This is a genomic window from Stappia sp. P2PMeth1, assembly GCF_900185735.1.
Lineage (GTDB): Bacteria > Pseudomonadota > Alphaproteobacteria > Rhizobiales > Stappiaceae > Stappia.
In genome coordinates this window covers 55,579-77,329 of record NZ_FYAW01000015.1, presented here as the reverse complement: position 1 = coordinate 77,329, position 21,751 = coordinate 55,579, and the positions used below count along the sequence as shown (strand labels likewise).

Here is a 21,751-nt window from a genome sequence, read left to right as displayed (position 1 = left end):
CAGTTTCGTATCCGTCTTAGTAAAGTTCACCCGTCTCCGAAAACGGCAAGCAGTTTGCCTGTTGTTTCGGAAGCGTCTGCGTTTCAATACGCGCGATGTGACAGAAGCCTAGCGCCGTCAGCGAGGGAAAGGCGATATCGATTATGCGACGAGCTTTTGTCGGATACCGACACCAGCCGGCCGGACCTGAAAAAAAGGATTCGAAGGCTTTGCCAAGCCACCATGATTGCATGTTAGGTTGATCCTGCTCGATCCGTGCTGACCGCGTTGCCGGCCGGCACGGCACCAGAACACCACATCGGTTCGTGTCTTCGCCATGTCGAAGGCGCGGCCGGGCGGAGGGAGGATCGCAAGGTCAGGTCCTGAGGTCACCCGCGGCGACGTGTTGCGCGGGCAGTAAGGGTGGGGCCGGAAAGCAAGCCGCGCAGCGGGCACAAGACCCGCAGCGCACAGGAACAGACAGCGAATTCAACAAACGGTTGGAGGGGAGACAGGGCAATGTCGACCAACGAGACGTCAAACAAGATGCATCCGAAAGTCAGGGAAGCGCAGGAACAGATGGACAGCGGCCGGCTGAGCCGGCGCGAATTCGTCCGCTACGCGGCGCTGCTGGGCGTGGGCGCCGGCGCGGCCTATGCGATGGCCGGCCTGCCGAGCCCGGCAATCGCCCAGGACGCGGCCAACCTGCCGTTCCCGGCGGACGATCCGAACGCCAAGGCCGGCGGCATCCTGAAAGTGGCGATGCAGGTGCAGAAGATCGACGATCCGGCGACCTTCTCCTGGACCCAGGCCTCCAACCAGACCCGTCACATGCTGGAATATCTGGCGATGACCGGCCCGGACAACGTCACCCGGCCGATGCTGGCCGAACGCTGGGAAGCTTCCGAAGATCTGAAGACCTGGACCTTCCACCTGCGCAAGGGCGTGAAGTGGCACAATGGCGACGACTTCACCGCCGAGGACGTGAAGTTCAACTTCGAGCGCTGGACCGACCCGGACCTCGGCTCGTCGAATATCGGCCTCTCGTCGGTTTCGGCGATGGTCGAGGAGGTCGACGGCAAGAAGCGGCTGATCGACGGGTCGATCGAGGTGATCGACGAGCACACGATCCGCTTCAACCTGACCAAGCCGGTGCTGTCCTTCCCCGAGGATATGTACAATTACCCGACCGCCATCGTGCATCGCGGCTTCAAGCCGCCGCTCGACAACGTGATCAACGGCACGGGCGCCTACACGATCGCCGAGAACGTCGTCGGCGACCGCTGCATCCTCAAGAAGGTGACCGAGGCCGGCGGCCAGCCGTTCGAATATTGGGGCGGCACGGTGTTTCTCGACGAGATCCACTACTACAATTTCGACGCGGACAACCAACTCACCGCCTTTGCCGGCGAGAGCGTCGATGCGATCTACGACTTCGGCGTCGAGCAGATGGAACTGGCCAAGGCGCTCGACGGGGAGATCATCGCCGCGCGCACCGCGCAGACCCTGTGCTGCCGCATGCGGGTTGATGCCGCTCCGTTCAATGACGAGCGCGTGCGCAAGGCCGTGACCATGGCCATCGACAATGCCGCGATCAAGCCGCTGGTCTATCCGGAAGGCGGCGATGTCGGCGAGAACTACCATGTCGCGCCGGTGCATCCGGACTATGAGGCGCTGCCGCCGCTGACCCGCGACGTGGAGGGCGCCAAGGCGCTGCTCGCCGAGGCCGGGCACCCCAACGGCATCACCATCACCATCGACATCGGCAACACCGACGGGCCGTGGCACCAGACGGCCGCCGAGGCGATGCGCGACCAGCTCAAGGATGCCGGAATCACGCTCAATATCAATGTGATACCGGCTTCCAAATACTGGGAGATCTGGACCAAGACGCCGTTCGGCGCCACCGCCTGGACGCATCGGCCGCTCGGCACGATGGTGATGTCGCTCGGCTACCGCACGGGCGTGCCGTGGAACGAGTCCGGCTTCGCCTCGGCGGAGTTCGATGCCGCGCTCGACGCGGCCGAGGCGACGCTCGACGTGGAGACCCGCAAGGGGCTGCTCGCCAAGGCCTCGAAGATCCTGCAGGACGCCTCGGTCATGGTTCTGCCGATCTGGCGGCCGGTCTACACGATGGCGTCCAAGTCGGTGCACGGCTATCCGGCCCATCCGACCCAGTATCATCAGTTCAACAAGGTCTGGATGAGCTGACACGAACGATGCAGCGCCGCGCCGGGGATTTCTCCGGCGCGGCAGTCTCGCTGCTGAGGTCAGGGGGAGGGCCCGCATGCCGTGTTGCCGGCATGTCCGAGGGGCCGACACGGTGGGCGCCATATGCTGAAACTGATCCTGAGACGCCTGGTTCAGATGGTTCTGATCATGGCGGTCTCCTCGCTGTTGCTGTTCGCGATCTTCGACACGCCCGAGTTCAAGAAACGGCTGGCGGTTCAAGAGCTTGGCGGCTTCGCCGTCTCGGCCCTGACCGAGGAGAGCTACAAGAGCTGGCTCGCCGGGCGCGGCCTCGACGTGCCCTTCCACCAGCGCTATCTCAACTGGGTCGGCAATATCCTGAGCGGGGATTTCGGCTTCTCCTACGAGAAGAACCGGCCGGTCGGACCGCTGCTGGCGGACCGGCTTGCCAATACCGGCATCCTGGCGTTTTTCGTCTTCGCCTTGATGATCCCGCTATCGCTGATCCTGGGCATTCTGGCGGGGATGAAAGAGGGGTCGCTGCAGGACCGGAGCATCTCGTTCATCTCGGTGTTCACGACCAGCATCCCGGAGATCGCCAGCGCCATCCTGCTGACGGTGATCTTCGCCCTCGGTCTCGGCTGGCTGCCGGTCAAATCGGCGATGATCGGCGGCTTCAGCTTCCGCGAGCTGGTCCTGCCGGTGCTGACGCTGGTGATCTACGACTTCGGCTATGTGGCGCGGATGACCCGCGCCTCGATGGCCGAGGTGATGACCTCGCAATATATCCGGACCGCCATTCTCAAGGGCCTGCCGTACCGCCGGGTGGTGATGCGGCACGCGCTGCGCAACGCCCTGATCGCGCCGTTCACGCTGATCGTGCTGCAGCTCAACTGGCTGCTGTCGGGCGTCGTCGTGGTCGAAGTCTTCTTTGAATACAACGGCTTCGGCAAGCTCTTGCTGGAAGCCGCGCTGTTTCCCGACGTCGAGGTGGTGCAGGCCTGCACCCTCGTCGCCGTCGCCGTCGCCGTTCTGTCGCAGATCATCTCCGACATCGGCTACACCTTCCTGAACCCGCGCATCCGTTTTGCGTAAGGACCGGAGACGCCCGCCATGGCAGTGACCGAGATCCAGTCCGGCCCGTCGCTCCTCGACCGCCTGTCGCGGCCCAAGCCCGTCATCGCGCTGGCGCTGCTGCTGTGGCTGCCGCTGACCGCCTATGTGATGTTCGGGCACCGGCTCGGATCGGGGGCGCAGAACGTGCTGCTGCCGGCGATCCCGGCGACCGTGCTGCTCTATGTGCTGGGCGTGCGCGCCTTCCGCGAGAGCCGGGTCGCGGTGATCGGATTGACGCTGGTGTTCTTCTGGCTGCTGATGGCGGTGAGCGCGCCCTACCTGCCGTTGATGGACCCGAACAAGCCGATCGCGCCGTTCACGACGCCGTTCACCGAGCGGGGAGATCTGTTCTTCTGGCTCGGCACCGACTTCAAGGGCCGGGACATGCTGTCGCGGATGATATGGGGCTGCCAGCGGGTGCTGGTCTGGGGCGTCACGGCGACCATGGTCGCCTATGTGGTCGGCGCCATGTTCGGCCTGATCTCCGGCTATCTCGCCGGCTGGTGGGACGAGATTATTTCCTTTGTCGCCAATGTGTTGCTGTCGTTTCCGGTGATGGTGCTGTTCATCGTCATCCTGAACTATCTCGGCCCCTCGGGCTTCAACATCGTGGTGGCGGTGACCTTCGCCTCGGCGCCGGCGATCATGCGCATCGTCCGGGGATTGGCGCTCGACATCAAGACGCGCGACTATGTCTACGCGGCGCAGACGCGGGGCGAACATCCGCTCTACATCATGATCTTCGAGCTGCTGCCGAACGTGCGCGGGCCGATCATCGTCGATGCCTGCCTGCGGCTCGGCTACACGACGGTGGCGATCACCACGCTGACCTTCCTGGGGCTCGGCCTGCAGCCGCCGGACCCGGACTGGGGGCTGATGATCCGGGAGAGCGCCCGGACGGCGATGCTGTGGAAATTCTCCTACATGCTTTTGGTGCCGGCGCTGGCGGTGTCGAGCCTGATCCTGGGCTTCAACCTGCTGGCCGACGGCCTGCGGGAAATGAGCCTGCGTGACTGAGGAGGGGGACAAGATGAGCGCCGAGGCCGCCGAACAGGTTCCCGTCCTGGAATGCCGGAACCTTTGCATCTCCTATTACACGCGCGCCGGCGAGATCCCGGCGGTGGTGGATTTCAATCTCAAGCTGATGCCGGGCGAGGCGCATGGCATCGTCGGCGAGAGCGGCTGCGGCAAGTCGACCGTGGCGCTGGCGATCATGCAGTACATGGGCCGCAACGGCGCCATCGTCGGCGGGGAAATCCTGTTCGAGGGCCGCGACATGCGGCAGATGAGCGAGGAGGAGCTGCGCCAGATCCGCGGCTCGCGCATCGCCATGGTCTATCAGGAGCCGATGGCCTCGCTGAACCCGTCGATGACCATCGGCGACCAGCTCGCCGAGGTGCCGATCTACCATGACGGCCTCAGCGAGCGGGAGGCGCTGGCGCGGGCCGAGGAGATGCTGGCCAAGGTCCGCCTGCCGGACCCGAGGCGCATCCTCGCCTCCTATCCGCACCAGATTTCCGGCGGCCAGCAGCAGCGCGTGGTGATCGCCATGGCGCTGCTGTCGAACCCCAAGCTCTTGCTGCTCGACGAGCCGACAACGGCGCTCGACGTGACGGTGGAGGCGGGCATCGTCGAGCTGATCAACGAGATCGCCGAGGAGTTCGGCACCTCGATGATCTACATCTCGCACAATCTCGGGCTGATCCTGGAGACCTGCGACCGGCTGACGGTGATGTATTCCGGCGAGGCGGTGGAGGTCGGGGACATTCACGACGTCTTCGACGAGATGCGCCACCCTTACACGCGGGGACTGTTCGGCTCGATTCCGTTGCCGGGCGCCGACAAGAACGCCCATCCGCTGGTGGCAATTCCGGGCCAGTTGCCGCTGCCGCATGAGCGGCCGCGCGGGTGCAACTTCGGCCCGCGCTGTACCTTCTTCCGCACCGGCGTGTGCGATGCCGGCCCGCTGTCGATGCATGCGGTGCCGGGCGATGCCGACCACCGGGTGCGCTGCGAGCGGTTCGAGGAGATCGACTGGAACCGCGACCTGCCGAAGGGCGAGGCGAAGCCGCCGGTCGAGCCGGGCGATGTGGTGCTCTCCGTCGAAGACATGACCAAGCACTACCTGATCGAGGAGGGCGGGCTTTTCGTCGTCGGCGGCAGCGAGCGGGTGGTCAAGGCCAACGAGAAGCTGAGCTTCACCGCGCGCGAGGCCGAGACGGTCGCCATCGTCGGCGAGAGCGGCTGCGGCAAGTCGACCTTCGCCAAGGTGTTGATGGGACTGGAGGATGCGACCGACGGCAAGGTGATGCTGGGCAATGTCGAGCTCGGCGGCCTGCCGGTGCAGCGGCGCAACGCCGAGACCATCTCGAAGCTGCAGATGGTGTTCCAGAACCCGTTCGACACGTTGAACCCGTCGCATTCGGTCGGCAGCCAGATCGCCAGGGTGATCCGCAAGTTCGGGGTCGCCAGCAAGGACGAGGAGGTCGAGGCGATCGTCCACCGGCTGCTCGACACGGTGAAGCTGCCACGCGATTTCGCAAGGCGGAAACCGCGCCAGCTCTCCGGCGGACAGAAGCAGCGGGTGGGCATCGCGCGGGCCTTTGCCGGCAATCCGAAGGTGGTGATCGCCGACGAGCCGGTGTCGGCGCTGGACGTGTCGGTGCAGGCGGCGGTGACCGAGCTGTTGATGGATATCCAGCGCCAGAACCGCACGACGATGCTGTTCATCAGCCACGACCTGTCGGTGGTGCGCTATCTCGCCGACCGGGTGGTGGTGATGTATCTCGGCCGGATCATGGAGCAGGGCACGACCGAGGATATCTTCGCGCCGCCCTACCATCCCTATACGGAGGCGCTGCTGGCGGCGGTGCCGATCGCCGACACGCGGATCGAGAAGCGGCATATCGTGCTCAAGGGGGAAATCCCGTCGCCGACCAACCCGCCGAAGGGCTGCCCGTTCTCCACCCGCTGCCCCTATATGATGCCGGGCACCTGCGACGCCGAGCTGCCGCCGCTGCGTGATTTCGGCGAGGGACACCGGATCCTGTGCCATCTCGATCCGGCCGAACTGACCGCGATGGAGCCGGTGATAAAGCCGAAGAGCGAGGCGGCCGAACGGCTTTGAAAATTTCGAGACGGATTTTGCAAAATTCCGTCTCAAAATCGCGAAATTTTGATGTTGGCCGTCTCAATTTCTCAAAATCGCGGGTCGCGGCCCGAAAGCAGCCCGGATGGCGCGCCCAACAGCGCGTGCCGGCGGCACTTATCCCCGGCGGGCGGCGGCCGGGGCTCGCCGACTTGTCCCCGTGCGCCGGAGTTCGGTTATAGTTCGAGCCAGATCGCGGATCGGAAGCGGCCGGGCTGCGAGGAGAGGGCGGGCGCCCGGACGGTGCGCAAGAGGAGCGAGAGAGGCGGCATGACGACGATCACCACGGTGGACCAGTTGGAGGCGCTCTACGGCACGCCGGGGGCGGCCTCCAGGGTCAAGGAGATCGACTGGATCAGCGACGACTATGCCGCCCTGATCAAGGCTTCGCCCTTTGTGGCGCTGGCGACCGCCGGGCCGGAGGGGCTCGACTGCTCGCCGCGCGGCGACCGGGGCGAGGTGGTGCGCATTCTCGGGCCGAAGCGCGTGGCGCTGCCCGACCGGCGCGGCAACGACCGGATCGATTCGCTGCGCAACATCGTCCGCGATCCGCGCGTGGCGCTGCTGTTCCTCATTCCCGGCAGCGGCACGACGCTGCGGCTCAACGGAAGGGCGGCGATCAGCGCCGACCCGCAGCTACTGGAGGACTTCGCCGTCGACGGCAAGGCGCCGCGCAGCGTGATCCTGATCGAGGTGGAGACGGTCTATTTCCAATGCGCCCGGGCGATCGTGCGCGCGCGGCTGTGGGACGCCGAGGCGCAGGAGGCGGCACGCGGAGTGCCGACGCCGGGGGCGATCCTTTCGGCCTTGAGCGAGGCGACGGTCGGCGGCGAGGCCTATGACCGCGACTGGCCGGAGCGGGCGCGCAAGACGCTGTGGTGAGGCGCCGGCCTCACCCGCGCTCTGTTATTCCGGGCGGAAGATCTCGTTGCGGCGGATCGCGGCGGCCGTCTTGACGACCAGCAGGACGATCACCGCCCAAAGCACGCCATAGGCGAGGAAGGAGAGGGCGCGGGGCAGGGCGGCGCCGGTCGACCCCGCGAACAGCGCCGAGGCGATGGTGAAGGCGGCTACGGGGAAGGAATAGGCCCACCAGGCCATCGAGAAGGGCAGTCGCAGCAGCCGGCCGACCTGGGTCAGCGTCACCAGCACGAACATCAGCGCGCTGTAATAGAGGATGCGTCCGACCGCATCGACCGTGCCGCCGTTCAGCAGCTCCCAGGAGACGAAACCGACCGAGGGCGGCGCGATCAGGATGACCAGCGTCGGCAGCAGCCGCTCGGCGATCGGGTTGTGGAAGATCAGCCGGTTGAACACCAGCGTCAGGAAGATCAGCCAGAACAGCATGCCGACCGAGAAGAAGAACCACGAGGTCTCGAGATAGCCGAGCTCGACGCCGGCGACCGGCACCAGGACGTTGCCGACGGCGGGAATGAACCAGGCCGGCGTCAGATGCGCCTGTTCGAAGGTGCGGTGGCTGATCCAGGTGGCGACGACGCCGAGGATCAGCAGCAGATGGGCGGCCGTCGCCGCCAGCCAGACGATCTCGACAAGGCCGTGCGCGCGCGGCAGCACGCCGGAGCACAGCAGCAGCACGCCGATGGTGATCGCCGGGAAGAAGGCGATGCGCACGGGATGATTCCACTCCGCCTTCACCGCGCCGGGGTGGCGCAGCGCCTTGGCGAGATAGATCGCGGCGATGGCGCAGAAGGTGGCAGCGGCGACCAGCGTCAGCACGAAGCTGGCGGTGCCGGGCGCGCCGGACAGCGCGACCTCGATGCGGCGGGTCGCCAGCGACAGGCCGGCAAGGCCCATCACCACGGCGAAGAAGGTGATCGGAAAATGCTTCAGCCACGGCTCGTGTGCCGCCTGCTCCGCTGCCCCGGCCGTCGCTGTGCTCATGTTTCGCCCCATCCGAACGTGTCAGACCCCGTGGCCCCCTGAATATCCGTCCGCAGCGGCTTTCGCCAAGCTCCGTTCTCGTGTTTCCTGCGACAAAGTTGCGGGGTTGCCGCCGGCGCGTCTTGACGCCGGCGCGCCGGCTGTCGATGACAGCGGTTGCCGTCCGTCCCGGCCCGAAAGAGAGGTTTGCCATGCCGTCCACATCCCGCCTTGCCATCGTGCTCGCCGCAGGCCTCGGCACCAGGATGAAGTCGGACCTGCCGAAGGTGATGCATCAGGTCGCCGGCCTGTCGCTGGTCGGCCATGTGCTGAAGGCGGTCGATGCGGCCGGCATCGGCCGGGTGTCCGTTGTGGTGGGGCCGAATATGCCGGAACTGGTCGCCGAGGTCGCCCGCCGGGCGCCGGGAGCGCAGTGCCACGTGCAGGGCGAGCGGCTCGGCACCGCCCATGCGGCGCGCGCCGCCGAGCCGGCCTGGCGCGATGCGCCGGACCAGGTGCTGGTGCTGTTCGGCGACACGCCGCTGGTCTTGCCGCAGACGCTGGAGCGGGTCTGCGCAAGGCTGGAGGCGGGCGCCGACGTGGTGGTGCTGGGCTTCGAGGCGCAGGACCCGACCGGCTACGGCCGGCTGCTGACGGAGGGCGGCAAGCTGCTGGCGATCCGCGAGGAGCGCGACGCCAGCGAGGCCGAGCGGGCCGTGCGCTTCTGCAATTCCGGCATCATGGGCTTTCGCGGCGCGCGCCTTGCCGCGATCCTGGACCGGATCGGCAACGACAACGCCAATCGCGAGTTCTACCTGACCGACGCGGCGGAGATCGCCCACCGGCTCGGCCTTTCGGTCGTCACCGAACGGGCCGAGGAATGGGAGGTGCAGGGCATCAACACGCGGGCGCAGCTCGCCCGCGTCGAGGCCGACTACCAGCGCCGGGCGCGCCTTGCCGCGATGGAGGGTGGGGCGACGCTGGTGGCGCCGGAGACCGTGCATTTCGCCCATGACACGCGGCTCGGCCGCGACGTGGTGGTGGAGCCGAACGTGGTGTTCGGCCCCGGCGTCGAGATCGGCGACCGGGTGACGATCCGCGCCTTCTCGCATCTGGAGGATGCGCGGGTGGCGGACGGGGCGACGCTCGGCCCTTACGCGCGGCTTCGGCCCGGCGCGGAGATCGGCGCCGGCGCGCATATCGGCAATTTCGTCGAGATCAAGAACGCCCGGGTCGAGACCGGGGCGAAGGTCAACCACCTCACCTATATCGGCGATGCGCGGGTCGGGGCGGGCGCCAATATCGGCGCCGGCACCATCACCTGCAACTATGACGGCTTCCTGAAGCACCACACGGATATCGGCGCGGGCGCCTTTGTCGGGTCGAACTCGACGCTGGTCGCCCCGCTCAGCATCGGCGAGGGGGCGTATCTGGCCGCCGGCGGCGTCGTCACCGAGGACGTTCCGGCCGATGCGCTGTCGCTCGGCCGCGCCCGGCAGGTGGTGAAGGAGGGGCGCGGGGCGCAGCTCAAGGAACGCTTCGCCCGCGCCAAGGCGGAAAAGAGCGTGTAGGCGCGCGCCCGCTGCGTTTTGTCCTCTTCTGTACGCAATCCTCTCCTCGTCCCGGACGGCGCGCCAGCGCCGAGCCGGGATCGGAGAGCCGAGGGCCTGTGAGGCGCGCTCCCCGGACGCCCCTTGAGCGCCGGGGCTCCCCGATCCCGGATCTTCGGCCTTCGGCCTCGTCCGGGATGACGCCGGGAGAGGTATGCGCAAGGGAGGACGACGGCGGGCCTGCGGAAGATGCCGGGGAACAGGGCCGGTGAAAGGGGCCGGACAAGGGCCAGAAAAAGGGAAAGGACAAAAACGAACGCCCACCGGTGGGAGGAGGTACCGGTGGGCGTCGTTTTGGGTGGCCGGTGAGGGAGGAGGAACACCGGCCGGTACGGGAGCGAAGCGTGGGAGGAGGATCGCTTGCTCCGTTGGTTGAGATATGGGGGAGTCGCGCCCCTGTTTAAAGAGACGATGTTGCATATCAGCCCTGCTTTTTGTGCAGAGCAGCATAAAATTTTGAAAATTGAACTTTTTCAATGGCTTAAAAGAAAACGCCGCCCCCGAAGGGACGGCGTCTTCCGTTTGCGGTGCCCCCGCGAGGGCTGTGCGTCGTCTCAGCGGGTGTGGCTGCGGGCGATGAAATCGATATCGCCGCGGCCGATTCCCAGATCGCTGAGCTCGCGATTGGACAGGCGGGACAGCTCGTCATAGGTGCGACGGTACTGCTGCCAGGAATTGTACTTGCGAACGAGGGTGTTGAACATGATGTCGGTCCTGATGGTCGAGGCTGGCGCCGGGGGGCCGGGGCGGCGCGGATTGGGCGCCAGCATCCCGAACCGCCGCATTGCGGCGAAGCCGGTGTTTCGTTGGGGTTGCGCCCGCCCGCCGGTTGGGAGGAGGGTACCGGCGGGCGGCGCGTTCGACTGACGGGTCCGGGAGGAGAAGACCCGCCGGTTCGAGATGGGATCAGCCGATCACCGCGCGGCGAGCGACGGTCGGGATCTCGCCACGCGAGATGCCGAGATCGTCAAGCTCGCGCGGGGTCAGGCGCGACAGCTCCGTGACGGTGCTGTGATAGGCCCGCCAGTTGCGGTATTTGCGAGCGAGGGTCGTGAACATGTCAAACTCCGTGATCTTTTTCTTATTGCTCCCGAAGCGGCCGCTCTTCGCTCATTTTTTGCGCTGCGTCATCGTTCGGTGACACTGATATGGGCTGCGTCGCGCCGTTTGTGAGGCGCTATTTTCGCATGCCCGGATTGCGGCTTTCGCCGAGGTCGCACACCCAGCGGGCATGCCCAAGAAAAAAGCGACGCCCGCCGGTGGGAGGAGGTACCGGCGGGCGTCGCAATGTCCGAACGGGATTGGGAGGAGGATATCCCGTCGGCAACACGTCAGGAGACAGGGGAGGAGGTCTATCTCCTTGAACGTGAACTGTTAACGGCTGGCGTTCCGGGCGATGAAGGGAATGTCGCCGCGGGCGATGCCGAGATCGTTGAGCTCGCGGGTGGTCAGCCGCGACAGCTCGGAAACGGTGGTCTGGTAGGTCCGCCAGTTGCGGTATTTGCGAGCGAGAGTGTCGAACATGGCAACCTCATATGCACGACATGTGGGAGTTGGCTGCCTGGGTCATTCCTCGTCAGCGCTCCGATCCGATGACCAGAAGGTAGTTTTTTCAGGTGCCGAAAAAAAGCGCAGATAGTGCACAGCAGCTATGCAGATTGTGCATCGCAAAATAGTTGCGCGCGCGCTCGTTATGCCGGCGACTCGGAAGAGCCGCCGGAGCGGGCGGCGAGGGCGCGCGGTTGACCGCGCGGCAGGGGAGAGCTAAGAGCCGAACCCCTGAGCCAATGCCATCTTTCACCGGGTTTCAGCCAAGGCCATGCGCGTCGACGATTTCGACTTCGAGCTGCCGCCGGAGCGCATCGCGCTGCGCCCGGCCCGTCCGCGCGATGCCGCGCGCCTGCTGGTGGTGCGTCCGAACGGCGCGCCGCTGCCGGGCGAGGTGCTGGAGGACCGGGGCGTGCGCGACCTGCCGATGCTGCTGGAGCCGGGCGACGCGCTGGTCTTCAACGACACGCGGGTGATCCCGGCGCAGCTCGAGGGCACGCGCACGCGCGGCGAGGCGGTGGCGCGGATCGGCGCGACGCTGCACCTGCGCGCCGGAGGCGACCGCTGGTGGGCCTTCGTGCGCCCGGCCAAGAAGCTGATCATCGGCGACCGGGTACGGTTCGGCGGAGAAGGCAAGGCCTGCCTGCTCGGCACGCTGGACGCGACCGTCGCGGACAAGCGCGAGAGCGGCGAGGTGCTGCTCGCCTTCGACCTTGCCGGCCCGCTGCTGGACGAGGCGATCGCCGCCGTCGGCCATATCCCGCTGCCGCCCTATATCGCGGCCAAGCGCGGCGAGGACGAACAGGACCGGCAGGACTACCAGACGATCTTCGCGGAAAAGGACGGGGCCGTCGCCGCGCCGACCGCCGGCCTCCATTTCACCGACGACTTGCTGGCGGCGCTCGACGCGCGCGGTATCGAGCGGCACCGGGTGACGCTGCATGTGGGGGCGGGCACGTTCCTGCCCGTCAAGGCGGACGACACCGACGAGCACCACATGCATGCCGAATGGGGCGAGGTGAGCGCGGAAACGGTCGCGGCGCTGCGCGCCGTGCGGGCGCGCGGCAACAGGGTCGTCGCCGTCGGCACCACCTCGCTGCGCATCCTGGAAAGCGCGGCGCAGGGCGATGAGGGGCTGGCGCCCTTTGCCGGCGAAACATCGATCTTCATCACGCCGGGCTACCGGTTCCGCGCCATCGACGCGTTGATGACCAATTTCCACCTGCCGCGCTCGACCCTGTTCATGCTGGTGTCGGCGCTGTCGGGCCTTGAGACGATGCGCAAGGCCTATGCCCATGCCATCGCCACCGGCTATCGCTTCTATTCCTATGGCGACGCCTCGCTGCTCTTCCCCAAGGATCCTGCATGACCGCGCCGTTTTCCTTCCGCCTCCTTGCAACCGACGGCATGGCCCGGCGCGGCGAGATCGTCACGCCGCACGGACGGGTCGCAACGCCGGCCTTCATGCCGGTGGGCACGCAGGCGACCGTCAAGGCGATGTATCCGGACCAGGTGCGGGAGCTCGGCGCCGACGTGGTGCTGGGCAACACCTATCACCTGATGCTGCGGCCGGGCGCCGAGCGCATCGCCCGGCTCGGCGGGCTGCACCGCTTCATGAACTGGCCGCACACGATCCTGACCGACTCGGGCGGTTTCCAGGTGATGTCGCTGGCGCAGTTGCGCAAGCTGACCGAGGACGGCGTCACCTTCCAGAGCCATATCGACGGCTCGCGCCATGTGATGACGCCGGAACGCTCGGTCGAGATCCAGCAGTTGCTCGGTTCCGACATCCAGATGCAGCTCGACGAATGCATCGCGCTGCCGGCGCCGCGCGAGGATGTGGAGCGAGCCATGCGCCTGTCGCTCCGCTGGGCAGAACGCTCGCGCGCGCAGTTCGAGACGATGGGCGGGCCGGGGTGCGGCCAGGCGCTCTACGGCATCGTCCAGGGCGGCGACGTGCCGGACCTGCGCATCGCGTCGGCTGAGGCGCTGGGGCAGATGCCGTTCGAGGGCTATTCGGTCGGCGGGCTGGCGGTCGGCGAGCCGCAGGAGGTGATGCTGGCGATGCTGGAGATCACCACCCCGGCGATGCCGGTGGACAAGCCGCGCTATCTGATGGGCGTCGGCACGCCGGAGGACATCCTGGAGAGCGTCGCGCGCGGCATCGACCAGTTCGACTGCGTGATGCCGACGCGGGCCGGCCGCCATGGCCTCGCCTATACCCGCTACGGCAAGGTGAACCTGAAGAACGCCCGCCATGCGGAGGATCCGCGCCCGCTGGACGAGGCCTCGGATTGCCCGGCGGCGCGGGACTATTCGCGCGCCTATCTGCACCATCTGGTGAAGGCGGGCGAGGGGCTGGCCGCGATGCTGCTGACCTGGACCAATCTCGCCTATTACCAGACCTTGATGCGCGAGATGCGCGCGGCGATCGAGGAGGGCCGGTTCGAGGATTTCCGGGCGAAGACGCGCGAGGACTGGGCCCGCGGAGATCTGGCGCCGCTCGACTGACGGGCCTGCGCGCCGGCGGGCGCAACCGTCCCCGTGAAATCCTCCGCGCGCTTTACGATCCGTTCACGCGATCGGAGCTATCAGGCTGTATTCAATTGCTTATTCCCGAACCGGCGCTCCGTCCGGCCAGAGGATTTCCCGAATGCGTCACAAGCCGAAGGTGCGCGGCGAGCTTCGCTCGGCCCCCAGAGCCCCTTGCCGAATTCCCGCCATCATCGTCGACCGGGGCGTGTCGATCTCCTGCGTGGTCGAGGATCTCAGCATCACCGGCTGCCGCGTGCGCCTCGCCGGCCAGCACATGCTCGCCGAGCGGTTTGCCTTCGAGTTTCCCCGGCGCGCCATCACGGTCGATGCGGAACTGGTCTGGATGCAGGGCGACGAGGCGGGCATCCGCTTCCTGCACAAGAAGGCGAGCGAGGAAAGGGCAGCCGGCAGGCCGCACGTTCCCCCGGCCGAGACGTTCGACGAACGCGTCGAGATCGGCTAGTCACCCGAATCTGAAGTTCGTCACATGGGGCGGCAAGCTCTGAACGAACTTCAGATTCAAAGAGGGTGACTAGCAAGTTCATGTTTTGAGTGTGGTTTTCGAATTTGAAATACGCTCTGGAGGTCGTTGCTAACATCAGGCGTATTTCAAATTCACCACACTCTAGAATCGAGACAGGAAGGCGGGCGTCGGCCAGCCGTCCGCCGGGATGCCGAGGCGCAGTTGCTCGGCCCGCACCGCCGCGCGGGTGCCGGCGCCGAGGATGCCGTCGATCTTGCCGACGTCATGGCCCCTTGCGGCAAGCTTTTCCTGCAACTGCTTCATCTGCGCGTCCGACAGGCCGGGGTCCGGATTGCCCGGATCGTAGCGGGGGGCGCCGGCGAGCCGCGTTGCCAGATAGGCGGCGGTCGTCGTGTAGATGAACGACTGGTTCCACTCCAGATAGACGCGGAAATTCGGGTAGGCGAGGAAGGCCGGGCCCTTGTGGCCCTGCGGCATCAGCAGCGCGGCCGGCAGGTTCGCCGCAGGCAGGCGGCCCTGGCGGGCGGTGACGCCGGCGCTGGCCCATTCGCCGACGGTGGTGTCGAAGTTGAGGCCGGTCTTCTCCCAGGGCAGGCTGGCGGGCAGCTTGACCTCGGTCAGCCAGGGTTCGCCGGCGCGCCAGCCGAGGCTCTTGATGAAGCCGGCGGCGGTGAGGATCGTGTCCGGCGCACTGCCCTTGAGGTCGACATGGCCATCGCCGTCGCCGTCCTTGCCGAAGCGGATGATGTCCGCAGGCAGCATCTGCACCTGGCCGATCTCGCCGGCCCAGGCGCCGGTGGTGCGGGCCGGGTCGAGATCGCCATGGGCGACCATCTCGATGGCGGCGATGAGCTGCGGGCGGAAGAGCTGCGGCCGGCGGCAGTCATGGGCGAGCGTCGCCAGCGCGTTCACCGTGTTGAAATCACCCTGGACGGCGCCGAAATCGGTCTCCAGCGCCCAGAAGGCGGTGATCACCGGCGCCGGCACGCCGTAATCGGCCTCGGCTCTTGCGAAGATCGCGGCGTGCTTCTTCATGTTGGCGGCGCCGTGCTTCAGCCGGTAGTCGCTGACCGAACGCCTGGAGAAGGTGAGGAAATCCTGCTTGAAGACGCCTTGCGCGCGGTCGCGCGACAGCACCGTCCTGTCGATCTGCGCGCCGCCCAGCGTCTTGCGGATCGCCGCATCCGGCAGCCCCTTGGCGCGGGCTTCCTCGGCGACGCCGCTCAGAAACGCGCCGAAATCGCCGCCGCAGGGCGTGCTGGCCGCCGCCGGCGATGTGGCGAAGAGCGCAGCGAGGCAGGCGGCGGCAAGGGAGAGGCGAGGCAGGCGGCAGATCATCGGCGGGCCCTTTCGGCTGGACGAGTCGTCCCTGATCTTGCGGGAGGCGACCCTGCGGAAACAAGCCCGGCGCGGCAAAATTCCGCTCAGCCGGTGCGCGAGCGTGGCTGCCGCTCGGCGAGATAGTCGACGGCGGCCTCGAAGGGCAGGGGGCGGCAGAACAGGAAGCCCTGGCCGAACTGGCAGCCGCGCTGGTGCAGGTAGCGGGCCTGCGCCCGCGTCTCGATGCCTTCCGCCACCACCATCAGGCCAAGGCCCGAGGCGATCGCCAGGAAGCCGTCGATGATCACCTCCGAGGAGCGGTCGCGGCCGATGCCTTCGACGAATTCGCGGTCGACCTTCAGCTCGTGGATGGTGAATTCGCGCAGGTGCTTGAACGAGCCGTAGCCGGTGCCGAAATCGTCCATCGAGATGCGGACGCCGAGGGCGGCCAGCATGTCGACATTGTCGCGGATCGTCTCCGCCGCGCGGGCGATGAACACGTCCTCGGTGATCTCCAGGGTGAGCAGCCGGGCGAGTTGCTGGTTCTCCATCACCAGCCGGCGCAGATCGTCCATGCCGCTGCGGGTCGCCAGCATGGATTCCTCCATATTGAAGGAGATGCCGCGGCTGTCGAGGCCGAGCTCGGCAAAGCGCCGGAGATCCTCCACCACCTGCCGCGCGACCTTCATGGTGAAGTCGCCCTGCAGGCCGAACTCGTCGATCTTCGGCAGGAACTGGTCGGGCATCAGGAGCCCGCGCTGCGGATGGCGCCAGCGGGCGAGGGCCTCGAAACCGGCATGGGCATTGTCGGCGAGCGCGACCTTGGGCTGGTAATGCAGCACGAATTCGCCCTCGCGCAGCGCCCGCTCGACCTCCTCCCGCTCCTCCAGCCCGAAACGCTGCGGCGCCATCTGCGGCGAATAGATGGTGAAGGACGGCCGCTTCTCCTGCTTGGCGACATACATCGCCCGATCCGCCGCCGCCATCAGTGCCTGCGGCCCGTAAGGGACCTCCCGGCTGCAGGCGACGCCGATGCTGGCGCCGACCCGGAGCTCGCGTCCGGCGTGGCGCACCGGCGTCACCGTCGCCTCCAGCACCCGCTTGGCGAACTGCTCGGGATCGCGGCTGCCTTCCCGCGAGACGATGGTGATGGCGAATTCGTCGCCGCCGAGCCGGGCGACCATGTCGCCGGGGCGCACCAGCTTGCGATAGCGCTGCGCCAGTTCCCGCAGCACCGTGTCGCCGGCCGCATGGCCATAGGCGTCGTTGATCGGCTTGAAACTGTCGAGGTCGATCAGCAGGAAGATGAGGTCGCCGTCGCTGCCGGCGGCGAGCGCCGCGCTGTCCATATAGGCGTCGAAGGCCTTGCGGTTGGCGACGCCGGTCAGCCCGTCATGGGCGGCGATGAATTCCAGTTCCGCCTGCTTCTGCTCGCGCTCGCGCGCCAGCTCGCGATTGCGCACCAGCGCCCGCTGGAGCTCCTGCACGGAGCCGGCGATGCTGCCGATCTCGTCGCGCCGCGCGGTGCAGGGCACCGGCGTCGACAGGTCGCCGCGCAGCAGCGCCTGGATGGCACGGACGAGACCGGTGATCGGCCGGGCAATGGCCCGCGAGGCGGCGATGCTGACCCCCACCACGACCAGCGCGGCGAACAGGGCGAGGATCAGGAAATTCCGGTTCAGCCGATCGAACGTGTCGCCGGCCTCGCTCATCGCCTTGCGGAACTGCTCGCTCGCCCGGTCGCCGATCGCCTGGGCATGGTGCTCGACCTCGGCATAGGTCTTGTGGCCGCCGCGGGTCGCCATCGCGCCGAGCGTGGCGTTGCGCAGGATCAGCAGCACCGCCTGCGAGGTGTTCTGGCGATAGGTGGCAAAGCCCCGCCGCAGCTCCTCCGTCCCCTCGAGGCCGGCCCTGTCGAGCAGGGTAATGTCGATGGCCGCCCGCTCGAGCCCGTAATTGATCGCGCGCAGGGTCCCTTCGAGCTCGCCGCCGCGCACGCCGATCTCGCTCCACATCGACAGCTTGTAGAGATTTGCCTCGACGCTCGCCAGGTGATGGGACACTTCATGGGCGCGGTGCAGCACCGTCTCCAGCCGGGTGAGGTTGGCGACGATCGCCGCCCGCTGCTGGGTCAGCGCGTGCCAGACGAGCATGACCATGACCGCAAGGGCGATCAGGGTCGCGAGCGGGGCCGCCATCACCTTGGCCAGGATCGGCCAGTTGGAGAAGCGGAGGCGGCCGGCCAGACTATCCGGTCGGCGCATCTTCGAAAGCCCCCGCGCACAGGACGCGCTCGCCGTCCTCCAGCATGAAACAGGTGTGGAAGCCCACCGCCGACTTCGCGGTCTTCGGATGCGGGAAGAGGAGCAGGAACACCTTCTCGCCCGTTTCCAAAGCGGAGGCGACCGCAAGCTGCGTCCAGAACCGGCCCTCGATGTCGGTGATGTTGGAGACGTCGATGCCGACCAGCTCCGGATGGCCGGTGTCGAACCAACTGACGCCCGCGGTGGTGACGCCCCACAGGTGCAACCCGTTCGCCTCGCGCAGCCAGGGCGGATTGCGGAAATCCTCCAGGGCGGTTTCGAGACCGGCTTCGTCGATGTGCCGGCGCGCCAGTTCCGCCAGCTCCACCACATGGCTGCGCACCAGGTCGAGGTCGGCGCCGGCCGTGCGCGCGTGCAAGGCCTCGGCGGCGGCGACCGGCGACAGCGCCCCGTCGGCCTCGGCGAACGCGGCTGCGGGCAGGGCCACCAGCAGGCTCAAGGCAACGGTCAGGGTTTGCACGGAACCAGTCATTCACTCCTCCAAACCGCTACTGAAACCGATACAACCGAGTCATGAAAGCGCCTTTAAGGCATGTTGTGAACTTTTTGCTACCAAGGTCGCGGACACGCAGTTGTGCCGGGTCCCGCAAGAGTTGCGAGGCTGCGGCCTGGGGCAACGAAACGCCGGCTGAGCCATTTTCGGGGAGGCGGAGGGCCGCGCGCGACGGGCAGGGCATGCGCCGAGATCCCCTTGCGACAGACCGCGAGGGATGTCTGTGATCCATGTCACGAAGTGGGCGCCAGGGGGTGCACCACACCCGCACCTTTCGGCTCGCCGGGGCGGCTGGCGAGAACGCACGGTCTTCCCATCACCCTCACGGCGCGGGACGGGCGCACATCGTCAGAACCGGAAAGTGTCAGAACCGGAAAGTCGCGCCGATCAGCGGTCCAGTCATGTCGATATCGAGCTTCATGCCGCCTCGGTCATAGTCGAGAGCCATGTGGCGATAGCCGGCGGACAGAAAGACGCGGTCGTTCACCCGGTAGTTCAGCGTCCCGACGGCCTGCCAGGTCAGGTTCGAGCCGGTGCCAAAGCCACCGACATCCGTATAGGCAATCACCGACCAGTCCGGCGCGAACTGCCACCGCGCCCGCGCCGCCAGCACCGGATCGAGCCAGGTATCGCTCTTGCTGGCGGCAAGGCCGGTGCCGCGGATATTGACGCTGGCATCGATATGCCACAGGCGGGCGCCGGCCAAGAGGTCGAGCGTGAACTCGGGCCGGGCGACAACGGAATAGCCGCCGGCGAGCGTCGCAGAGAGTTGCCGCACCTGGCCGTGCACATCGAAGCCGAAGGGGGCGAAGGGCAGGGCGATGCGGTCCTGCTCGGTCACGGCCGACCAGGTGAAATCGCCGAAGATCACGAAGCGGTCGTAGCGGGCCGTACCGCTGACGAAGAAGGCGCCGTCGAGATTTTCGAGAATGTCGCTGAACGGACGGTCGAAGGAGGCCGTCGGCAGGAACGGGCGCGGCTTGACGGTGCCCGACAAGGAGGGCGCCCAGGCATAGGGCGTGACCTGGAAACGCCAGCCGTCCTCGGCATGGGCAGGGCGCGCCAGCAACTGGGCCGCTACGAGCAGCGCCGGCAGAAGGACGGCAAGGAACCGTGCCCCGCGGGCGATTCGCCGGCTGACTTTGGGCGTAGAGCCCTCTGATCGGTCAACCATGGGGCCGCTCCTTCCTTGCAACGCGCGATCAAGCCCGCACCTTGCAACGCGCGATCAAGCCCGCAGCGCGGGCGGGCTGCGAAGGCGACACGAAAGCTACTGCCCCGCAGATCGACGCGTCAATCGCCCAAGCGGCAATTTGGCGGCTTCTGTTGCCGTTTCGCCCGGGAGAGTGCCAGTTTCAGGCGGCCGAAAGACTTGGAGAATAGCCGTTCTCCTGCCCCTTCATCCAGTTGTCATGCCGGTTTCACGAGGCGGGGGCATCTTGAATATTTCGTCATATCCGAACGTAAATTGTCGAAACTGACGATAGTCTTTCCTGTGGTTTGACAGCCCTGTCGAACACGACCCAGAATGACATGCGTTTCGGCATGTTCAGCGAGGTGTGTGATGCTTCTGTGCGCCTGTTGTTTCACTGGGACCCCCTATCAGGATCGGGTTCCGATGGCCTGCCGCTGCGGGGCGCCGGAAACGCTTGCCGCCTATCGCCGCATGGAGGTCGAATTGTCGCGCAGGGAGATGATCGGCGGCGCGGCCGCGGTCATGGGCATGTTCGCCGGTTTCGGTCTTGCGTCCTCGCACGCCCAGACGGGCGATCCGGGCCGGCCGCTGCTCCTCACCAATCTGCGGCTTTTCGACGGGCAGGAGCTGTCGATCCGCGACGATGTCGACATCCTGATCGAGGATGGCCACGTCTCCGCCTTGCCGCCAAAGGGGCAGGGACCGGCCGAGGCGACCCGGCTCGATTGCGGCGGCCGTGTCGCCATGCCGGGGCTGATCGACTGCCACTGGCACTCGACGCTGGCCAGCGTTTCGCAGGTCACGGCGCTCACCGGCGACATCGCCTATGTGCATCTTCTGGCCGCGCGCGAGGCCGGTGCCACGCTGTTGCGCGGCTTCACCACCGTGCGCGACGTCGGCGGGCCCGCCTTCGCACTGAAGCGGGCGATCGACGAGGGCGTCGTCGCCGGGCCGCGGATCTTTCCCTCCGGCGCGCTGGTCTCGCAGACCTCGGGACATGGCGACTTTCGCATGCTCAACGACCTGCCGAGGGCCGACCGCGATCCGCTGAGCTATCCCGACCGGGTCGGCGTCACCGCGATCGCCGACGGCGCCGACGAGGTGCTGCGCCGGGTTCGCGAGCAACTGATGCGCGGGGCCAGCCAGATCAAGATGATGGCCGGCGGCGGCGTGTCGTCCGCCTACGATCCGCTCGACAGCACCCAGTTCACCGAGGCGGAGCTGCGCGCCGGCGTCGATGCCGCGTCCGACTGGGGCACCTATGTCTGCGTCCACGTCTACACGCCGAAGGGCATCCAGCGCGCCATCCGCGCCGGCGTGCGCTGCATCGAGCACGGCCAGCTCGCCGACGAGGAGACCGTCGCGATGATGGCCGACGAAGGCATCTGGTGGTCGTTGCAGCCCTTCCTCACCGACGAGGACGCCAATGTCTATGCCGATCCGCGTATGCGCGCCGACCAGCAGCGGGTCTCGGAAGGGACCGTGCGGGCCTATGCAATGGCGCATGAGCTGGGGGTGCGCTCCGTCTTCGGCACCGATGTGCTGATGAGCCCCGGGAATGCGGCCTCGCAGGGACGCCAACTGGCCAAGCTCACTCGGTTCATGAGCCCGCTGGAGGCGCTGCGCGCGGCGACCGGGCGGGCCGGCGAGCTGCTTGCCATGTCGGGCGACCGCAACCCCTACCGCGCGCCGGTCGGCGTCGTGGCGCCGGGGGCGCTCGCCGATCTGCTGGTGGTCGACGGCGAACCCGAGACGGATCTCTCGTTCCTGGGAACGCCGGACACGTCGCTGCGGCTGATCATGAAGGGCGGCGAGGTGGTCCGCTCCAGCCTGTAGCGCGCGATTTTCGGCAAGTGGCGTCCCGGAATCCCCGCACGCGCGCGGACCTGCTCCTAGGTGTTTTCCGGACTAGGCCTTGCCGGCGCTCT

General features: G+C 67.1%; 18 protein-coding genes. 10 read left to right on the top strand and 8 right to left on the bottom strand.

Annotation, left to right across the window (positions count from 1 at the left end; genetic code table 11):
• The first annotated feature begins 498 nt into the window (after positions 1–498).
• The 5 genes from P2PM1_RS07790 to P2PM1_RS07770 all read left to right on the top strand — a co-directional run bounded on the left by P2PM1_RS07790 (position 499) and on the right by P2PM1_RS07770 (position 7,315).
• Positions 499–2,190: an ABC transporter substrate-binding protein gene (locus P2PM1_RS07790; protein ID WP_186398730.1), complete on the top strand. Its 1,692-nt coding sequence runs from the start codon at positions 499–501 to the stop codon at positions 2,188–2,190.
• A 123-nt stretch (positions 2,191–2,313) separates the two neighbouring features.
• On the top strand, positions 2,314–3,264 hold the full coding sequence (locus tag P2PM1_RS07785; protein ID WP_186388029.1) for an ABC transporter permease: 951 nt from the start codon (positions 2,314–2,316) through the stop codon (positions 3,262–3,264).
• 18 nt (positions 3,265–3,282) lie between these two features.
• Positions 3,283–4,302 (top strand): ABC transporter permease, encoded by a 1,020-nt coding sequence (locus tag P2PM1_RS07780; protein ID WP_208985218.1) that lies wholly within the window; start codon positions 3,283–3,285, stop codon positions 4,300–4,302.
• A 13-nt stretch (positions 4,303–4,315) separates the two neighbouring features.
• Positions 4,316–6,412 (top strand): dipeptide ABC transporter ATP-binding protein, encoded by a 2,097-nt coding sequence (locus tag P2PM1_RS07775; RefSeq protein WP_186398729.1) that lies wholly within the window; start codon positions 4,316–4,318, stop codon positions 6,410–6,412.
• Between the two features lie 291 nt (positions 6,413–6,703).
• On the top strand, positions 6,704–7,315 hold the full coding sequence (locus tag P2PM1_RS07770) for a pyridoxamine 5'-phosphate oxidase family protein (protein ID WP_186398728.1): 612 nt from the start codon (positions 6,704–6,706) through the stop codon (positions 7,313–7,315).
• Positions 7,316–7,339: 24 nt separating this feature from the next.
• On the opposite strand, the gene P2PM1_RS07765 is transcribed toward P2PM1_RS07770, so the two are convergent.
• Positions 7,340–8,335 carry an SLAC1 anion channel family protein gene (locus P2PM1_RS07765; protein ID WP_186398727.1) on the bottom strand — a complete coding sequence of 332 codons (996 nt, stop codon included), beginning with the start codon at positions 8,333–8,335 and terminating at the stop codon, positions 7,340–7,342.
• Positions 8,336–8,526: 191 nt separating this feature from the next.
• On the opposite strand from P2PM1_RS07765, the gene glmU reads away from it, so the two are divergent.
• On the top strand, positions 8,527–9,885 hold the full coding sequence (gene glmU / locus P2PM1_RS07760; RefSeq protein ID WP_186398726.1) for a bifunctional UDP-N-acetylglucosamine diphosphorylase/glucosamine-1-phosphate N-acetyltransferase GlmU: 1,359 nt from the start codon (positions 8,527–8,529) through the stop codon (positions 9,883–9,885).
• A gap of 593 nt (positions 9,886–10,478) precedes the next feature.
• Here the strand turns inward: glmU and P2PM1_RS07755 are convergent.
• From P2PM1_RS07755 to P2PM1_RS07745, 3 genes are all read right to left on the bottom strand, one after another.
• A complete protein-coding gene (locus P2PM1_RS07755) occupies positions 10,479–10,628 on the bottom strand; it encodes a DUF1127 domain-containing protein (protein ID WP_186389025.1) in 150 nt (49 codons plus the stop codon).
• A gap of 202 nt (positions 10,629–10,830) precedes the next feature.
• The gene (locus P2PM1_RS07750; protein WP_186389024.1) at positions 10,831–10,983 is read right to left on the bottom strand and encodes a DUF1127 domain-containing protein; all 153 of its coding nucleotides are present in this window, start codon (positions 10,981–10,983) and stop codon (positions 10,831–10,833) included.
• Between the two features lie 315 nt (positions 10,984–11,298).
• The gene (locus P2PM1_RS07745) at positions 11,299–11,448 is read right to left on the bottom strand and encodes a DUF1127 domain-containing protein (RefSeq protein WP_186389023.1); all 150 of its coding nucleotides are present in this window, start codon (positions 11,446–11,448) and stop codon (positions 11,299–11,301) included.
• 295 nt (positions 11,449–11,743) lie between these two features.
• Here P2PM1_RS07745 and queA point away from each other — a divergent pair, with 295 nt between their 5' ends.
• The 3 genes from queA (at position 11,744) to P2PM1_RS07730 (ending at position 14,470) form a co-directional block, all read left to right on the top strand.
• Positions 11,744–12,841 (top strand): tRNA preQ1(34) S-adenosylmethionine ribosyltransferase-isomerase QueA, encoded by a 1,098-nt coding sequence (queA, locus tag P2PM1_RS07740; RefSeq protein ID WP_186398725.1) that lies wholly within the window; start codon positions 11,744–11,746, stop codon positions 12,839–12,841.
• Complete coding sequence (gene tgt, locus P2PM1_RS07735) at positions 12,838–13,983, top strand: tRNA guanosine(34) transglycosylase Tgt (protein ID WP_186398724.1); 1,146 nt, start codon at positions 12,838–12,840, stop codon at positions 13,981–13,983. The genes queA and tgt overlap by 4 nt, the downstream gene beginning before the upstream one ends.
• A gap of 142 nt (positions 13,984–14,125) precedes the next feature.
• The gene (locus P2PM1_RS07730; RefSeq protein WP_186398723.1) at positions 14,126–14,470 is read left to right on the top strand and encodes a PilZ domain-containing protein; all 345 of its coding nucleotides are present in this window, start codon (positions 14,126–14,128) and stop codon (positions 14,468–14,470) included.
• 162 nt (positions 14,471–14,632) lie between these two features.
• On the opposite strand, the gene P2PM1_RS07725 is transcribed toward P2PM1_RS07730, so the two are convergent.
• From P2PM1_RS07725 to P2PM1_RS07710, 4 genes are all read right to left on the bottom strand, one after another.
• Positions 14,633–15,829 (bottom strand): lytic murein transglycosylase, encoded by a 1,197-nt coding sequence (locus P2PM1_RS07725; RefSeq protein ID WP_186398722.1) that lies wholly within the window; start codon positions 15,827–15,829, stop codon positions 14,633–14,635.
• A gap of 86 nt (positions 15,830–15,915) precedes the next feature.
• Positions 15,916–18,075, bottom strand: a complete 2,160-nt coding sequence (locus tag P2PM1_RS07720; protein WP_186398721.1) for a bifunctional diguanylate cyclase/phosphodiesterase — start codon at positions 18,073–18,075, stop codon at positions 15,916–15,918.
• Positions 18,059–18,607, bottom strand: coding sequence for a hypothetical protein (locus P2PM1_RS07715; protein ID WP_186398720.1), 549 nt, complete (start codon positions 18,605–18,607; stop codon positions 18,059–18,061). Before P2PM1_RS07715 ends, P2PM1_RS07720 begins: the two co-directional genes overlap by 17 nt.
• A gap of 385 nt (positions 18,608–18,992) precedes the next feature.
• A complete protein-coding gene (locus P2PM1_RS07710) occupies positions 18,993–19,802 on the bottom strand; it encodes a hypothetical protein (RefSeq protein WP_186398719.1) in 810 nt (269 codons plus the stop codon).
• A gap of 444 nt (positions 19,803–20,246) precedes the next feature.
• On the opposite strand from P2PM1_RS07710, the gene P2PM1_RS07705 reads away from it, so the two are divergent.
• Positions 20,247–21,659, top strand: coding sequence for an amidohydrolase family protein (locus tag P2PM1_RS07705; RefSeq protein WP_186398718.1), 1,413 nt, complete (start codon positions 20,247–20,249; stop codon positions 21,657–21,659).
• Positions 21,660–21,751 lie beyond the last annotated feature (92 nt).

What these genes read in the sequence shown, in the direction of transcription:
- P2PM1_RS07790 (WP_186398730.1), top strand. Translation starts at nt 499, where the DNA reads ATGTCGACCAACGAGACGTCAAACAAGATGCATCCGAAAGTCAGGGAA.
- P2PM1_RS07785 (WP_186388029.1), top strand. Translation starts at nt 2,314, where the DNA reads ATGCTGAAACTGATCCTGAGACGCCTGGTTCAGATGGTTCTGATCATG.
- P2PM1_RS07780 (WP_208985218.1), top strand. Translation starts at nt 3,283, where the DNA reads ATGGCAGTGACCGAGATCCAGTCCGGCCCGTCGCTCCTCGACCGCCTG.
- P2PM1_RS07775 (WP_186398729.1), top strand. Translation starts at nt 4,316, where the DNA reads ATGAGCGCCGAGGCCGCCGAACAGGTTCCCGTCCTGGAATGCCGGAAC.
- P2PM1_RS07770 (WP_186398728.1), top strand. Translation starts at nt 6,704, where the DNA reads ATGACGACGATCACCACGGTGGACCAGTTGGAGGCGCTCTACGGCACG.
- P2PM1_RS07765 (WP_186398727.1), bottom strand. Translation starts at nt 8,335, where the DNA reads ATGAGCACAGCGACGGCCGGGGCAGCGGAGCAGGCGGCACACGAGCCG.
- glmU (WP_186398726.1), top strand. Translation starts at nt 8,527, where the DNA reads ATGCCGTCCACATCCCGCCTTGCCATCGTGCTCGCCGCAGGCCTCGGC.
- P2PM1_RS07755 (WP_186389025.1), bottom strand. Translation starts at nt 10,628, where the DNA reads ATGTTCAACACCCTCGTTCGCAAGTACAATTCCTGGCAGCAGTACCGT.
- P2PM1_RS07750 (WP_186389024.1), bottom strand. Translation starts at nt 10,983, where the DNA reads ATGTTCACGACCCTCGCTCGCAAATACCGCAACTGGCGGGCCTATCAC.
- P2PM1_RS07745 (WP_186389023.1), bottom strand. Translation starts at nt 11,448, where the DNA reads ATGTTCGACACTCTCGCTCGCAAATACCGCAACTGGCGGACCTACCAG.
- queA (WP_186398725.1), top strand. Translation starts at nt 11,744, where the DNA reads ATGCGCGTCGACGATTTCGACTTCGAGCTGCCGCCGGAGCGCATCGCG.
- tgt (WP_186398724.1), top strand. Translation starts at nt 12,838, where the DNA reads ATGACCGCGCCGTTTTCCTTCCGCCTCCTTGCAACCGACGGCATGGCC.
- P2PM1_RS07730 (WP_186398723.1), top strand. Translation starts at nt 14,126, where the DNA reads ATGCGTCACAAGCCGAAGGTGCGCGGCGAGCTTCGCTCGGCCCCCAGA.
- P2PM1_RS07725 (WP_186398722.1), bottom strand. Translation starts at nt 15,829, where the DNA reads ATGATCTGCCGCCTGCCTCGCCTCTCCCTTGCCGCCGCCTGCCTCGCT.
- P2PM1_RS07720 (WP_186398721.1), bottom strand. Translation starts at nt 18,075, where the DNA reads ATGCGCCGACCGGATAGTCTGGCCGGCCGCCTCCGCTTCTCCAACTGG.
- P2PM1_RS07715 (WP_186398720.1), bottom strand. Translation starts at nt 18,607, where the DNA reads ATGACTGGTTCCGTGCAAACCCTGACCGTTGCCTTGAGCCTGCTGGTG.
- P2PM1_RS07710 (WP_186398719.1), bottom strand. Translation starts at nt 19,802, where the DNA reads ATGGTTGACCGATCAGAGGGCTCTACGCCCAAAGTCAGCCGGCGAATC.
- P2PM1_RS07705 (WP_186398718.1), top strand. Translation starts at nt 20,247, where the DNA reads ATGGCCTGCCGCTGCGGGGCGCCGGAAACGCTTGCCGCCTATCGCCGC.